This is a genomic window from Undibacterium sp. KW1 (assembly GCF_009937955.1).
Classification (GTDB): domain Bacteria; phylum Pseudomonadota; class Gammaproteobacteria; order Burkholderiales; family Burkholderiaceae_D; genus Undibacterium.
This window is the reverse complement of the sequence record NZ_AP018439.1, coordinates 1916658-1929230: the sequence shown is the minus strand read 5'-3', so window position 1 is coordinate 1929230 and position 12573 is coordinate 1916658. Positions and strand designations below refer to the sequence as shown.

15 protein-coding genes are annotated in these 12573 nt (G+C 50.4%); 5 read left to right on the top strand and 10 right to left on the bottom strand.

Annotated elements, in window-relative coordinates; genetic code table 11:
• Positions 1-7: 7 nt before the first annotated feature.
• Positions 8-643: an SMI1/KNR4 family protein gene (locus UNDKW_RS08515; protein ID WP_232063310.1), complete on the top strand. Its 636-nt coding sequence runs from the start codon at positions 8-10 to the stop codon at positions 641-643.
• 14 nt (positions 644-657) lie between these two features.
• Here UNDKW_RS08515 and UNDKW_RS08510 read toward each other — a convergent pair whose 3' ends face one another.
• The 6 genes from UNDKW_RS08510 to UNDKW_RS08485 form a co-directional block, all read right to left on the bottom strand.
• The gene (locus tag UNDKW_RS08510) at positions 658-1314 is read right to left on the bottom strand and encodes a Sir2 family NAD-dependent protein deacetylase (protein ID WP_197893120.1); all 657 of its coding nucleotides are present in this window, start codon (positions 1312-1314) and stop codon (positions 658-660) included.
• Between the two features lie 192 nt (positions 1315-1506).
• Positions 1507-2007, bottom strand: coding sequence for a 2'-5' RNA ligase family protein (locus UNDKW_RS08505; RefSeq protein WP_162058352.1), 501 nt, complete (start codon positions 2005-2007; stop codon positions 1507-1509).
• 25 nt (positions 2008-2032) lie between these two features.
• On the bottom strand, positions 2033-3169 hold the full coding sequence (locus UNDKW_RS08500) for a cell division protein FtsQ (RefSeq protein WP_162058351.1): 1137 nt from the start codon (positions 3167-3169) through the stop codon (positions 2033-2035).
• A 9-nt stretch (positions 3170-3178) separates the two neighbouring features.
• Complete coding sequence (locus UNDKW_RS08495; RefSeq protein WP_162058350.1) at positions 3179-4576, bottom strand: MBOAT family protein; 1398 nt, start codon at positions 4574-4576, stop codon at positions 3179-3181.
• A gap of 20 nt (positions 4577-4596) precedes the next feature.
• Positions 4597-5253, bottom strand: a complete 657-nt coding sequence (locus UNDKW_RS08490) for an alginate O-acetyltransferase AlgF (protein ID WP_162058349.1) — start codon at positions 5251-5253, stop codon at positions 4597-4599.
• Positions 5254-5271: 18 nt separating this feature from the next.
• Positions 5272-5931 (bottom strand): SGNH/GDSL hydrolase family protein, encoded by a 660-nt coding sequence (locus tag UNDKW_RS08485; protein ID WP_162058348.1) that lies wholly within the window; start codon positions 5929-5931, stop codon positions 5272-5274.
• A 516-nt stretch (positions 5932-6447) separates the two neighbouring features.
• Between UNDKW_RS08485 and argF the strand changes: the two genes are divergently transcribed.
• The 3 genes from argF to UNDKW_RS08470 all read left to right on the top strand — a co-directional run bounded on the left by argF (position 6448) and on the right by UNDKW_RS08470 (position 9364).
• Positions 6448-7362, top strand: coding sequence for an ornithine carbamoyltransferase (argF, locus tag UNDKW_RS08480; RefSeq protein ID WP_162058347.1), 915 nt, complete (start codon positions 6448-6450; stop codon positions 7360-7362).
• A gap of 382 nt (positions 7363-7744) precedes the next feature.
• Positions 7745-8977: an argininosuccinate synthase gene (locus UNDKW_RS08475; protein WP_110257440.1), complete on the top strand. Its 1233-nt coding sequence runs from the start codon at positions 7745-7747 to the stop codon at positions 8975-8977.
• A 72-nt stretch (positions 8978-9049) separates the two neighbouring features.
• Positions 9050-9364: a pyrimidine/purine nucleoside phosphorylase gene (locus UNDKW_RS08470; RefSeq protein ID WP_162058346.1), complete on the top strand. Its 315-nt coding sequence runs from the start codon at positions 9050-9052 to the stop codon at positions 9362-9364.
• 96 nt (positions 9365-9460) lie between these two features.
• On the opposite strand, the gene UNDKW_RS08465 is transcribed toward UNDKW_RS08470, so the two are convergent.
• Positions 9461-9844 (bottom strand): glutaredoxin family protein, encoded by a 384-nt coding sequence (locus UNDKW_RS08465; protein ID WP_162058345.1) that lies wholly within the window; start codon positions 9842-9844, stop codon positions 9461-9463.
• A 259-nt stretch (positions 9845-10103) separates the two neighbouring features.
• On the opposite strand from UNDKW_RS08465, the gene UNDKW_RS08460 reads away from it, so the two are divergent.
• Positions 10104-10298, top strand: a complete 195-nt coding sequence (locus UNDKW_RS08460) for a hypothetical protein (RefSeq protein ID WP_162058344.1) — start codon at positions 10104-10106, stop codon at positions 10296-10298.
• Between the two features lie 170 nt (positions 10299-10468).
• Here the strand turns inward: UNDKW_RS08460 and UNDKW_RS08455 are convergent, their stop codons facing one another.
• The 3 genes from UNDKW_RS08455 to UNDKW_RS08445 all read right to left on the bottom strand — a co-directional run bounded on the left by UNDKW_RS08455 (position 10469) and on the right by UNDKW_RS08445 (position 12557).
• Positions 10469-11389 carry a LysR family transcriptional regulator gene (locus UNDKW_RS08455; protein ID WP_232063309.1) on the bottom strand — a complete coding sequence of 307 codons (921 nt, stop codon included), beginning with the start codon at positions 11387-11389 and terminating at the stop codon, positions 10469-10471.
• Positions 11390-11809: 420 nt separating this feature from the next.
• Entirely contained in the window at positions 11810-12322 is a 513-nt protein-coding gene (locus tag UNDKW_RS08450; RefSeq protein ID WP_162058343.1) for a GFA family protein, read from the bottom strand.
• 76 nt (positions 12323-12398) lie between these two features.
• Positions 12399-12557 (bottom strand): DUF3096 domain-containing protein, encoded by a 159-nt coding sequence (locus UNDKW_RS08445; RefSeq protein WP_162040668.1) that lies wholly within the window; start codon positions 12555-12557, stop codon positions 12399-12401.
• Positions 12558-12573: the final 16 nt, after the last annotated feature.

Below are 12573 nucleotides of genomic sequence, written 5' to 3'. Positions count from 1 at the left end.
AATTACTATGCAAGATGAATTGAACTCAGACCACTGGCCACCACCAGGCTGCCCAAGTTTAAGCTGGCCAACATTAACCTCAGCTATTGAACGCGCAGACTGGTATCGTGCCGTCATTACCGCTTACTCCGTCCTATGGGAAGGGCATGCCACCCAGGCCCGTTTTGCGCCAGTCAGTGAGTCTGATCTTCTCGATCTGGAAACACGTTTATCTTGCCAGTTACCATCTGCATTGAAAGCTTATCACCTTGAATTTGGTGTTCTGTCACTGGCAGAAAAATTATGCAGTGTCAGCCTGGATAACGATACCCCTATCCAGCCTTTGCTGGAAGCGTACCCAGGCATCGTCGATATGTTCAAGCACGAAGATGAGCAAGTGCTGGAGCTGTTTGAAGACATGATAGTCTTTGGTGACTACCTGGGTAACGGCAATATGTTTTGCTTTCTCCGTGACAGCGGCGAAGTCTTTTATTTTGACCATGATGATGGCAGCATGCTCAGCCCCTTCTTCAATTCAGTAGATGATTATCTGGATGCACTGATGATACGCTGTCTCGCAGAAATACATGAGGACGAAGACGCAGGCCTGGACCTGCTGGCTCAGCGCCACGGCACCGGGCTTGTGAGGAAATGGCTGTATTAATTTTCCCATTCCCGTCAGGAAGCGTGCGTATCTGAATCAGGATACCGATCCTCATTTTGGTGCTCGGTCAACCAGCCCTGGCATAAGAATGGAACAATACTGCTTGCCTTGCCACGCATGAACCTGAAGCCATAAGGCAGCTTGTCCATTGCCAGTGCAACCAGTATTTTCTCCGCCCTGCCCCGCGCGGCCCTGACCAACGAGGCCGCAGGAAAAACAGTCAACGAGGTACCTACCACAAGGACCTTGGCAGCGGTTGCGATATGTCTTCTGGACTCTTCGAGATATTCAACATCTTCACCGAACCAGACTATATCGGGGCGAAGTTGGGTGCCATCTTCACAGAGCTGCCCCAATTGTATAGGCGCGGCATCAATACGGTAACGCCTGCGCGCTTCAGAAGTGCCACGTGCATGGTTCAACTGCCCGTGTACATGAATGACGTTTGAAGAACCAGCTCTCTCATGAAGATCATCCACATTCTGGGTGATCACAACCACTTCGTAAGCTGATTCAAGTTCAGCAAGAGCAAAATGTGCGGCATTGGGTTGTGCCTCGGCTGCCTGCAACCTGCGTTCATTATAAAATTCCAGCACGACTTCAGGATGAGCGCGCCAACCGCTGGGACTGGCCACAGCTTCCCATGAATAGTTATGCCACAGGCCTTGCATCGCGAAAAGTGGGAATTCCGCTCTCGGCGCTGATGCCAGAGCCTGACAAAACGACGATTTTATTTGTTTGTATTTCGGCTTTCATAAGCAATGTTGGCGCGCTGAAGGAATTTTTTCGTGAAAATTCAACGCCACGGTATCAAGTGAAAGTTCAGCATATCATATGCCGAAAAAAATACCGCTGGAGGTAGCTCATGCACCATCACTAAATTCATAAGTCTCCAGAACGCGCCAGGGATGATTGCTGCTTTGCTCTATCAGACAAATGCTGGGAAAAACAAGCTGCAAGGGTGTCGGCAGGCTGGCCGCAACTTCAAGAGAATTGTTGGGAGCCTTGGGGTTTCTGGAGTGGGCCAGGGTCAGGTGTGGGCGCTGCGCCCTGATGTCTTTTGAGTCCAGCACAAACTCACGCAGATGAAGAAATGCATCCTCCCCTGCTACGCAATGCATGATCAGTCCGTGCTCGTAGAATATTTCTGCAGGAGCAAAACTCAAAGATATGGCAGGCAGGTGCAAGCTTTGCAGCCTGCTCCTGATCGCGGGTAAATCCCCCAGTTCATCTTCGCGGCATAAAGTTATATGTGCCGGGATAAGACTACTCTGCACAGGATCGACTATGCGCCGCACTTGCTCCAACTCTATGGCAGCTTGCACAGGTACAAACATGCTCAACTGCTGACGTGAATTTAGCATGGCCTAAATCCCAAGCAAATCAGGATTATGACTTAAAAGTCTCCAGCCATTTTTTTTCTGATACAGTCAGTGTTTTTTGCAGCATGCGCTCTGGCACTTCCCAGACTACGACTTTAGGTGGTTGGGTTTTGAATTCTTTGCTGTTCAGGTACGCGTAAGCTGCACCATCAAAATCACCACCATCCTTGGCCAGGTTGGCAACCGGGGCACCGAGATGCTGACTCAGGAAAGGGACAAAATTCGCAGCGCGGCTAAAGGATGTGCCAACCAGGGCCACGGTCGGCAAGCCTGCATCGCCAAACAAATCATCACTGGCAACAGCGACTGGAGCAACCTTGCTGACCTGGGTAACTTCTGTTGCTGGACGCATCCATGCTGGCAGGCCTTCAAGATTGGAAACGCGCATGAGATCGCCGGAACGCTCGGTTGTATTGCTTTGTATGGCTTTGGGGTCAGGTGCAGTTGCTGGCTTATCGACCAGCTTCAAAGATTGCAGGCGGTCTGCCAGGGTTGTCGCTGCGACGTTGGCGCCGCGCTCGTTCCAGTGTGAGTCGCTACGGTAATAACGTTCTTCTTTCATGGCTGCCAAGGCCGGTGCAAAGTTCAGCACTTCGACCTTGTTACTTGCGAGGGTACTGACCCAATCATTCAAACGATTGGCAAATGCCGCGGGACGATGCAAACCACACAGATGATCTTCTTCTATGCGGGTTTTATCTGGCACGACAGCAACCACAAGTTTGATGCCGCGCATTTGCAGGTCAGCGGCGGTCTGGGTAATGATCCTGGCCCTGGCGGCGGCATTTTCTGCAGCATGCGCATACGGTGTCAGCTCATCTGACAAAAACAACCAGCCATCGCAGCCGCGACGCACAGAAGCGCCGGTGTCACCGGCGATAGTCCAGGTGACGCCGCGTTCAATTTTTGCAAACGGTTTGCTTAACAGGAAGTGCTCATTCAACTGGGTTGAAAACTGCCGCGTTGCTTCGCCATCCAGCAGACGGTGTATTTTACCTATGCCTTCCCATTTTTCTTCTGGCACTTCGCGTAAAGATGTCTGGGTAACAGCAAAGCCACCGAGCATGATGACGCCAAAGGCAGCAACAGGGATAAAGCGTGTCCAGCCAGCTTTTTTGGGATCAAAACTAAAACACTCACTCATGATGATCTCCTAAAACTGGAAATACAGGAAGGGAATTGCTTTTTGCCCGGCCAGAACCACGATAGCATAAGCAAAAGTCAGCACTGGCCAGGTCATGCTCCAGCCTGCAAAACCAAGACCGCCCTGCTTGCCAATTTTGGTGGCAGGATAAACCACGCAAATCAGACCAAGCACAAAGGTCAAGATGATACTGGGGCGCAGCGCCTGGGCAATCGCGTCACCCATGGCGACACCGTGCATACCGAACTGGCCTGCCCAGATATCTGTAGCAGTAGCAAAACTCTCAGAACGGAAAACTGTCCACGCCAGCATGACGACGAATAAGGTCAGGGTACGCGACAGATAATTGGGCATGGACAAACCACGCTGGGTAAATGCACGGTCACAGCACAGCGCGGTGCCCTGGATAATCCCCCAGATCAGGTAATTCCAGTTTTCACCACCATGCCAGAGTCCACCGATTGCCATGGTCAGCAAAAGATTGATGTAGGTGCGGGTTGGTCCACCACGATTACCGCCCAGGCTGATGTACAGATAATCACGCAGCCATGACGACAAGGTCATGTGCCAGCGTCGCCAGAAATCCTGTATCGACACGGCCAGGTAGGGATTATTGAAATTTTCCTGGAAATCAAAACCCAGCATCAGGCCCAGGCCTATCGCCATGGCGCTGTAGCCGGCAAAATCAAAATACAGTTGCAGGGTGTAGGCCGCACAAGCGGTCCAAGCGTCGATCAAACTGGGATTATGAAGGCCAAAACCAAGGGTCACGATGGGTGACAAAGTATCTGCAATCAAAACCTTCATCGAAAAGCCGACCATGAAACGGCGCACGCCGGCAGCAAACTTGTCGATGGAAAAAACACGTTCACGCAATTCGGTGTCAATGACCTTGTAGCGCACAATCGGGCCGGCGATCAGATGCGGGAACATCGCCATATAGGCGCTGAAAGAAATGATGCTGTACTGCGCATCCACCGTTTTGCGGCGTACATCAACGATATAAGATATCGCATGCAAGACCGTGAAGGACAGGCCTATCGGCAGCATCAGGTTTTCCCACGGTATGGTGGGCATGTCGCGGCCAGTCAAAATGGTATTGAGTGAATACACCAGCATATTGGTGTATTTGTACCAGACCAGCGATGACAGATTGAGGACGATGGCAATCACCATCAAGCGGGTCTTGCGTTGTTCGCTCTGGCTCTTGTCTATCAGTATGGCTGCACCCCAGGCGAGTACCGTCAAAGCGATAATCAGCAACAGGAATTTTGGTGTCCACCAGGCATAGAACAGCCAGCTGCCTACCAATAAAGTGTGATTACGAAAGCGCTGGGGCGTGACGAGATAAAGCGCAAAGAACAGGGGTAGGAAGAGAGTCAGAAACTCCAGGGACGCAAATACCATGGCCAGAACCCGTAATCAGATCAGGACGTACTGTCGCGTACAAAGAAAGTCTGGCGTGCTTTTTTGCCAGGCATGACAACCACGCTATAACGCTCGCCTGGTTGCAACTGACCCAGGTCTATGGTCTTACCCACGTCCTTGGCATCACAAATCGCCTGGGTTTTCAGGCTGATGGGATTGACCAGGCGCCGCTGCAGGCTGGCTGGTTTCACTGCTTCCAGTATGGCGGTATTTTTTTCTGCCACATTCAAACCAGCGGCATTGCAAGTGCTGTCCAGATTGAGCAAGGCAACCGAAGCTTTGCTGGCATTGAAATCTGTCGGCGTATCTTTGACTACCACCGTTGTTATGCCGGTGCCATTACTGACAATCGCTATGGTGACAAATTCACCTGGCTTGGCAACGACTTCGACAGAAGTCTTGGCGTTACCGACCTGCACATTGGCTGCCAGCTTGGCACCCGCCTTGACGGAGTAAAAACGGGAAACCCTGGCGTCACCTTGGGCAGCCAACGCTACTTTGGCTGCACCATTGACCACATTCGCTTTATCTTCGCTTGCATTGAGGAACCTGACAAAGGATGAATCCTGGGCTGGCCCGGTTTCATACAAAGGATTGTCAGCATGCGCTGCCAGAGTCAAGGCTGAAGTCAGGCAAGCAAAGATAAGCTTTTTCATGTGGGTCAGAGTCCGTAATTATTTTTTGATGGTTTGCAAAACCGCAGGGGAAGAAATGGCATTGCCAATTGCAGTGCCCCAGGCTTTGTAACCAGCCAGATCAAAATGCTGGCCATCAGAAGATGCCCATTCACCCGGTTTGGACATGGTCAGAGAATCGATATAAGTACAAGGCGCGACGATCTCAGACAAATAACCTGACATTTCTTTAGCGCGGGCAAAAGTCTTGTTGAACTTGCCGCCTTCAGTACCCCAGGCTGGGCCAACCCAGACGCAACCTACTGCATTGTTTTTAACGCCTTTGGTCAGGCGGGATACCTGTTGCCAGATCCATGTCTTCGGCAATTCAGGCGCAGCATAAGATGCCATGGTGTCACCATTAACGACAACCACCAGATTAGGTTTGTAGGTTTTGACCAGTTCATTGAAGGGACGGGTCATCGCATCTTGCCCGGTTTTCACTTCTACCGGACCATCCTTGATACGTGCAGCACCACCGCAAGGGGACTGGCTTTTCACCATCCAGTCACCGGCAGCAACACCGCAAGCACCGAAGGAATACACTACGGCACCCTTGCTCATCAAGTCGTCGTGCAAAGTGGTGATCAGGTAATCCGGGGTGGACATATGGCTATCGCCAATGATCAGGACGGTCAGTCCGGCTAACAGAGCGCTCATAGTTTGTATTCTTTACAAAATCATTTAAAAAATATTCGCTGTTGAGTCCCTCATCATTTCTGGAAGACTTATCAGGCGAACTTCATCTACAAAATGTTTCATTTATTAACACTTGATTGCATTTGCTTACAATTCCATCGGAATTTCGCGCAACCGCGGCGCTAATCACCAAATATTTATGCAAATACAGCAATGAAATCTAGTTTAAACAAACCAATATGAAATTCCAGCTAGTTGACGAAAGTTCACAAATGCAATTTTCCTTGCGGCAACTTCTCAAAAACGCCCCTTATTGCGAGGGTGATTCCTTGTATCTGCCTAAAACCATCATTTGATGCTAAGCTTTGGGAGAAGGCCGTAACAAGAAGTGCAAGATCTTCTTTTATGGGCAAACCCACGTAAAAAGGGTCAAATTTGCCTGCTCCCAGAATTTAATATGGGAAGCCTCGATTAATCCCTTATAATTAAGCAGTTATGACAAGCGGCGGCAAGCTTAACTTGCTGCCCGTTTTATTTATGGCTATCAAACATTTCCTGCAGTTTTCCGATTTCAGCCTGTCCGAGTTTGAATACGTGATGCAGCGTGCCCGCATCATCAAACAGCGTTTCAAGGCTTATCAGACCTATCACCCTTTGTTGGACAGAACCCTGGTCATGGTGTTCGAGAAAAACTCGACACGTACCCGCCTGTCCTTTGAAGCAGGCATGCACCAGCTAGGCGGTGCAGCGATTTACCTGAATACCCGCGACAGCCAGTTGGGCCGTGGTGAACCGGTAGAAGATGCAGGCCAAGTCATGTCACGCATGTGTGACATCATCATGATCCGCACCTTTGAGCAAGAAATGATAGAGCGCTTTGCCGCGAATTCGCGCGTACCTGTCATCAATGGCTTGACAAATCAGCATCATCCCTGCCAGGTACTGGCCGATGTGTTTACTTATATAGAACACCGTGGTTCCATCACTGGTAAAAAAGTGGCATGGATAGGTGATGCCAATAATATGCTGTACTCCTGGCTGCAGGCAGCGCAGGTGTTCAACTTCCATCTGCACATCTCTACGCCCAAAGGCTACGACATTGATATGGCGCAGGTGACGGCAGACCCGTCTCAATACACGGTATTTGACAGCCCATCCGACGCTTGCGCAGGTGTCGATCTCGTCAATACCGATGTCTGGACCAGCATGGGTTATGAAGATGAAAACCAGGCCCGCCTGGAAGCCTTTGATGGTTGGATAGTCGATGAAGCCAAGATGGCCCGCGCCCATCCCGATGCCCTGTTCATGCACTGCCTGCCCGCACACCGTGGTGAAGAAGTGTCTGCCGGCGTGATAGATGGCCCGCAGTCGGTAGTCTGGGACGAAGCCGAAAACCGCCTGCATGTGCAAAAAGCCTTGCTGGAATATTTGGTGGTGGGCGAGATTCGCTAGTCTTGTTTTGAACACCGTAATTTTTGAAAAAGACCTCTCAACACAGAGGCACAGAGACACAGAGAAAAACCGGAGAAAATCTTGTTGAAATACGTTTACTCTTTAATCAGTTAAACCTCTGCGTATGAATTGTTGTCTCTGCTAAATCGTATTTGTATTGGAAAGATAAGATCAAATAAATCTCTGCCATCGAAACAAAGAAGCAGGTAAATGAATGATGTGCTCTCTCATGATTTTCTCTGTGGTGTAGCAGGGAATTCGAATGGCATGCCATTCGCCTGCGAAACGGAAGATTCCTACCAGAATCTTCTCCTTCCTCTGTGTCTCTGTGGTGAGCTTTTTGGTCTTCAGCATAAAGTTAGTTTAATTTTGAAAGCACATCATGAGCGATACTAAAAAAGTCGTCCTCGCCTATTCTGGCGGCCTGGATACCTCTGTCATTTTGAAATGGCTGCAAGATAATTATCAGTGTGAAATCGTCACTTTCACTGCCGATCTGGGCCAGGGTGAAGAGCTGGAACCAGCGCGTGCCAAAGCCATTAAGTTTGGTATCAAGCCTGAAAATATTTTTATCGATGATGTGCGTGAAGAATTCGTACGCGACTTCGTCTTCCCTATGTTCCGTGCCAATACGGTGTATGAAGGTGAATACCTGCTGGGTACGTCCATCGCCCGCCCACTGATCGCCAAGCGCCTCATCGAAATCGCCAAAGAAACTGGTGCAGACACCATTTCCCACGGTGCGACTGGCAAAGGTAATGACCAGGTGCGTTTCGAGCTCGGCGCCTATGCGTTGATGCCAGGTATCAAGATCATTGCTCCATGGCGTGAATGGGATTTGCTGTCCCGCGAAAAACTGATGAAATATGCGGAAGATGCGGGCATAGAAATCGACCAGAAGCATAAAAACGGTGGCGCGCCCTACTCCATGGATGCCAACCTGCTGCACATCAGTTTTGAAGGCCGCCACCTGGAAAACCCAAGTGCTGAGGCTGAAGAATCCATGTGGCGCTGGACTGTCAGCCCAGAAGCTGCACCAGACCAGCCAGAATACCTGGATGTAGAATTTGAACGCGGCGATATCGTTGCACTGAATGGTGTACGCATGTCGCCAGCGACGGTACTGACAGAATTGAACCGCCTCGGTGGCAAGCACGGCATCGGTCGTCTGGACCTGGTGGAAAACCGCTATGTCGGTATGAAATCCCGCGGCTGCTATGAAACGCCGGGCGGCACCATCATGCTGCGCGCGCACCGTGCGATAGAATCCATCACCCTGGACCGTGAAGTCGCCCATCTGAAAGATGACCTGATGCCACGTTACGCCAGTCTGATTTATAACGGCTACTGGTGGGCTCCAGAGCGCGTCGCTCTGCAAACCCTGATCGATCATACCCAACACACAGTCAATGGCTGGGTGCGCCTGAAGCTGTACAAGGGCAATGTCATCACGGTATCGCGCGACTCCAAAACCGATTCGCTGTTCGACATGAACATCGCAACCTTTGATGAAGATGGCGGTGCCTACAACCAGGCAGACGCTGGCGGCTTCATCAAGCTGAATGCATTGCGCATGCGTATTGCAGCCAATGCCCGCGCAAAACGCGGTCAGTAATCACCTGAGTTTATTATCCCGCACGACCCGCCCATTCATTTGCGCGGGTCGTTTTTTCTTGGAATCTAAAAAATGTCTACCCAATTTGATCTAGTCAGCGTCGTTAAAAAAGCCAATCTCTACTTCGATGGCAAATGCGTATCCCACACGGTTTTGTTTGCCGATGGCAGCAAAAAAACCATAGGCGTGATCTTCCCGTCGAGCCTGGTATTCAATACGGCGGCAGCGGAGATCATGGAAGTAAATGCAGGCAAATGCCGCATACGTTTGCAAGGTGAAACGGAATGGAATACCTATGAAGCTGGCCAGCAATTCAACGTCCCGGCCAATTCACGTTTTGAAATCGAGACTATTGATACCCTCGATTATGTCTGTCATTTTATCTGAACAGTCTAATTCAGCAGAAAGTCAGCAGAAAGCCGACGATGGTAATCGCGTCGGCTTACGCAAGGTTGGCACTTGCAAGACAATCAGCGCCTTGCACTAATGCAGTTGCTGTAATGCTGAATCCAGAACTTCAGGTTTGAACCCGGCTATCTGGCGGTTGCCAACCAGTATCAGCGGTACGATCTCTCCTTTCAACTGCTTGAATTCCTTGCGTGCCTGCTCTGATTCATTGATATCAAATTTGACGTAGGCGATATTTTTCGCCTTCAGGTATTCCTGGGTTTTGGCGCAATATGGGCAAGTAGCTGTCGCATACAGCACGACCTTGGTCTTTGCATCAGGGAAATACGCCTTGTAATCCCCTTCAATATAAGCCGGCGTCAGCCAGCGCGGGACATTAGCCGCTGCCAGCCCAACAGCCAGGCCAGCGACAAGGATCAAAGCGTATGAAGCGATTGATTTCAGTCTCTGTTTCAGCATTTTTCCACCTTCCATTGATAAGCCAAACAACGATTGCAGGCCAGGCGTTGATGAACTGCAATCAAGTTTCCATGGCCTGAGTCACGACCAGCAGTTGTGAACAATATTCCGGACAGACAAATATTGTCAATATAAATATTTAATAAGTATATTCAATAAATAAATATTGACCTCTTGATATTGTTAACATAGCATCAACGCGTCGAGATTACTCTCGACACAACGACATTTGACTTTCATACAACCCCAGGAGTCAGTAATGAGCAAAATGAAAAAAGCATTGTTTACATTTTTTGTCGGCGTTGGAATTGCTTTCGGTTTCGCAGGCAGCGCATCTGCCCTTATTCCATGTGAGACTTGTGTAGCCTGGTTTGAAGAATGCCAGAATGGCAACCAGGATTCCTGCAACCTGTTCTACACACCACGCTATCGTTGCGCTGGCTGCATAGGCTAACATCAGCCTAGCTCGTCAGCCTGACTGACGAAATGTAACAGCCTGGTGTGGGCAGCAATGCCAACGCAGGCTGTTCTGCAAGATTACTTGCTCTTCCCGCCCCCTTATTTAGCCCAAACCTGAAGATCAGTACGCAGGATAGTCGCGACTGGCACCATCCTGAGCATTGCTTAAAAATCTTCCCAATACGGCTCCTCACCAAAACAAGCCTTGAGATGGGCGATAAACAACTGCGCCTTGGCAGTATGCGAACGCCCGGGCATACGCACCGCATGTATGCCAGTCTGTGCAGCTTTGGCGGGCATGGGCAAGTTGGGGAACAAGAGTTCCAGCTTGCCTGAGCGCAGCATGTCACACACCATCCAGCTGGCAAGATGTGCAATGCCCATACCCGCTACTGCGGCAGCGAGCAGCGCTTCGGTATCATCACTTTTGAAATTGCCTTTGACTGGCAAGGCCGCCTCATTCCTGACACCCGCAAAACTCCACCAGCCATACGGCAAGGGTGTCGATGCGATATTGAGGCAATTGTGTTGCAGCAATTGCTCGGGAGAGTCTGGCCGCCCATGCGCAGCCAGATAAGCCGGGCTGGCACAAGCCAGCCGATTAATCGGCGCCAGCCGGGTAGCAACCAGGTCACTATCAGGCAGCACACCTATGCGTATCGCCACATCCACCCTGCGCGTGAGCAAATCGACGAAATCATCGCTGAGATGCAAATCTATCTGCATCAAAGGATAGCGTTCAAGAAAACTGGCCAATGCAGGCACTACGTGCATGCGGCCAAACGCTGACGGCGCTGTTACCGTCAACAAACCTCGCGGATCAGCATGCAGGTCAGCCAGCACATGCCTGGCCTCTTCCATTTCAGCAACGATGGTACGGGCACGCGGCAAAAACTGATTACCGGCATCAGTCAAAGTGATGGAGCGCGAACTGCGGGCAAACAGCCTGACACCCAGATCGGCCTCCAGTGCATCAAGCTTGCGGGTAATGGAAGAGACCGCCAGATCATGGCTGCGCGCAACAGCACTGAAACTGCCTTCAGTAGCAACCGCGATAAAGGTTTTGATTTCATCCAGCATGGTCATGTCACTCTTTGGGTGAGCTTAGCCCATCTTTGCTCGTTCCGCAAAATATTGTACTGATTTGAATTTATTTTACCGAATTACGCAAATATCTACAATGACGCAGCCGTTCATTCGGGTACTCATGAACAGTCCATGGGTACAAAGCCAGTACTTCATTTGAAGGCCATACAGAATCGACATCTGTCTTTACAGTTTATGCCTGGGCAGGCGATTCGCTATGCGTGATCTTTGGCGAGCCTCAGCAAAGCTTTATTTGCGTACCAAACTGCGTCCGGCTTACAGTACGAATTATTTGCCTGTAAAAAAATAACGCCAATATCAACAGGCTGCCCGACAACTGGCTACGTAAGCTTATGAGTTCATGAGACCAGAGCCAGGCAGCAATCAATTCATCCTGACGGGAATAGAAATAAGCGGTTTCTAAGATTTTCTTGCCTGATAAGCCTCGATTTGCGGCAACAGTACAAGCCGTCTGGCCAGACTGGCAGCAGACCAATATAAGTCCCTGTCGTAATACTGAGCCATCACGGGTATGTCTCCAGCCAGATTTAGCCATGGCTGCTTTGATTCGGTATAAATGTGAATGTCTGGCGGCAGGTGGTCTGGCTGATCAATCGTACCTACCCGTACAAACCGTAACAAAGGCCCGGCACCCGCATAATTGCTCCAGATGGCTATCCGACAATGCGGGCAGCGCGCAATTTTCTGGCCTTTGCCACTGGCTGATGGCGTCTCCACCAGTTCAGGTTCTGCCCCGGTGTGAATGACACGGTCAGCCTCTATCATGGCATTAAGGGCAAAGGCAGTGCCGCTTTCACGCTGACACCAGTGGCAATGACAGCAATGTACGATCAGCGGCGCACTGAGCATGCGATAGCGCAGCATGCCGCAATCACAACCACCTTCGAGTGGGTAAATCGATGCAGCCGTCATCTTTGCCAACTCCTCATTAATCGATGTCTTTGCCCGGTTCAGCCCTGAACCTGCGCAGCTGATTGCCTGGTCTCGTTTACAAATGCAGACCAAACCGTCCAAGTCCAAGAATACCGATGAGGCCTATGGCTATCAGGTAAAGCGCCACGATGAAGCTGACGAGCTTGGGTTTGATCAGTATGCAAATGCCAGCGACAAGGGCAAGGATGGGCATCAGGGACAGGTGTATGTTCATGTATCACTATTCTAAG

Coding starts and splice junctions, on each gene's coding strand:
- UNDKW_RS08515 (WP_232063310.1), top strand. CDS start 8: ATGCAAGATGAATTGAACTCAGACCACTGGCCACCACCAGGCTGCCCA.
- UNDKW_RS08510 (WP_197893120.1), bottom strand. CDS start 1,314: ATGCAAGGCCTGTGGCATAACTATTCATGGGAAGCTGTGGCCAGTCCC.
- UNDKW_RS08505 (WP_162058352.1), bottom strand. CDS start 2,007: ATGCTAAATTCACGTCAGCAGTTGAGCATGTTTGTACCTGTGCAAGCT.
- UNDKW_RS08500 (WP_162058351.1), bottom strand. CDS start 3,169: ATGAGTGAGTGTTTTAGTTTTGATCCCAAAAAAGCTGGCTGGACACGC.
- UNDKW_RS08495 (WP_162058350.1), bottom strand. CDS start 4,576: ATGGTATTTGCGTCCCTGGAGTTTCTGACTCTCTTCCTACCCCTGTTC.
- UNDKW_RS08490 (WP_162058349.1), bottom strand. CDS start 5,253: ATGAAAAAGCTTATCTTTGCTTGCCTGACTTCAGCCTTGACTCTGGCA.
- UNDKW_RS08485 (WP_162058348.1), bottom strand. CDS start 5,931: ATGAGCGCTCTGTTAGCCGGACTGACCGTCCTGATCATTGGCGATAGC.
- argF (WP_162058347.1), top strand. CDS start 6,448: ATGGCTATCAAACATTTCCTGCAGTTTTCCGATTTCAGCCTGTCCGAG.
- UNDKW_RS08475 (WP_110257440.1), top strand. CDS start 7,745: ATGAGCGATACTAAAAAAGTCGTCCTCGCCTATTCTGGCGGCCTGGAT.
- UNDKW_RS08470 (WP_162058346.1), top strand. CDS start 9,050: ATGTCTACCCAATTTGATCTAGTCAGCGTCGTTAAAAAAGCCAATCTC.
- UNDKW_RS08465 (WP_162058345.1), bottom strand. CDS start 9,844: ATGCTGAAACAGAGACTGAAATCAATCGCTTCATACGCTTTGATCCTT.
- UNDKW_RS08460 (WP_162058344.1), top strand. CDS start 10,104: ATGAGCAAAATGAAAAAAGCATTGTTTACATTTTTTGTCGGCGTTGGA.
- UNDKW_RS08455 (WP_232063309.1), bottom strand. CDS start 11,389: ATGACCATGCTGGATGAAATCAAAACCTTTATCGCGGTTGCTACTGAA.
- UNDKW_RS08450 (WP_162058343.1), bottom strand. CDS start 12,322: ATGACGGCTGCATCGATTTACCCACTCGAAGGTGGTTGTGATTGCGGC.
- UNDKW_RS08445 (WP_162040668.1), bottom strand. CDS start 12,557: ATGAACATACACCTGTCCCTGATGCCCATCCTTGCCCTTGTCGCTGGC.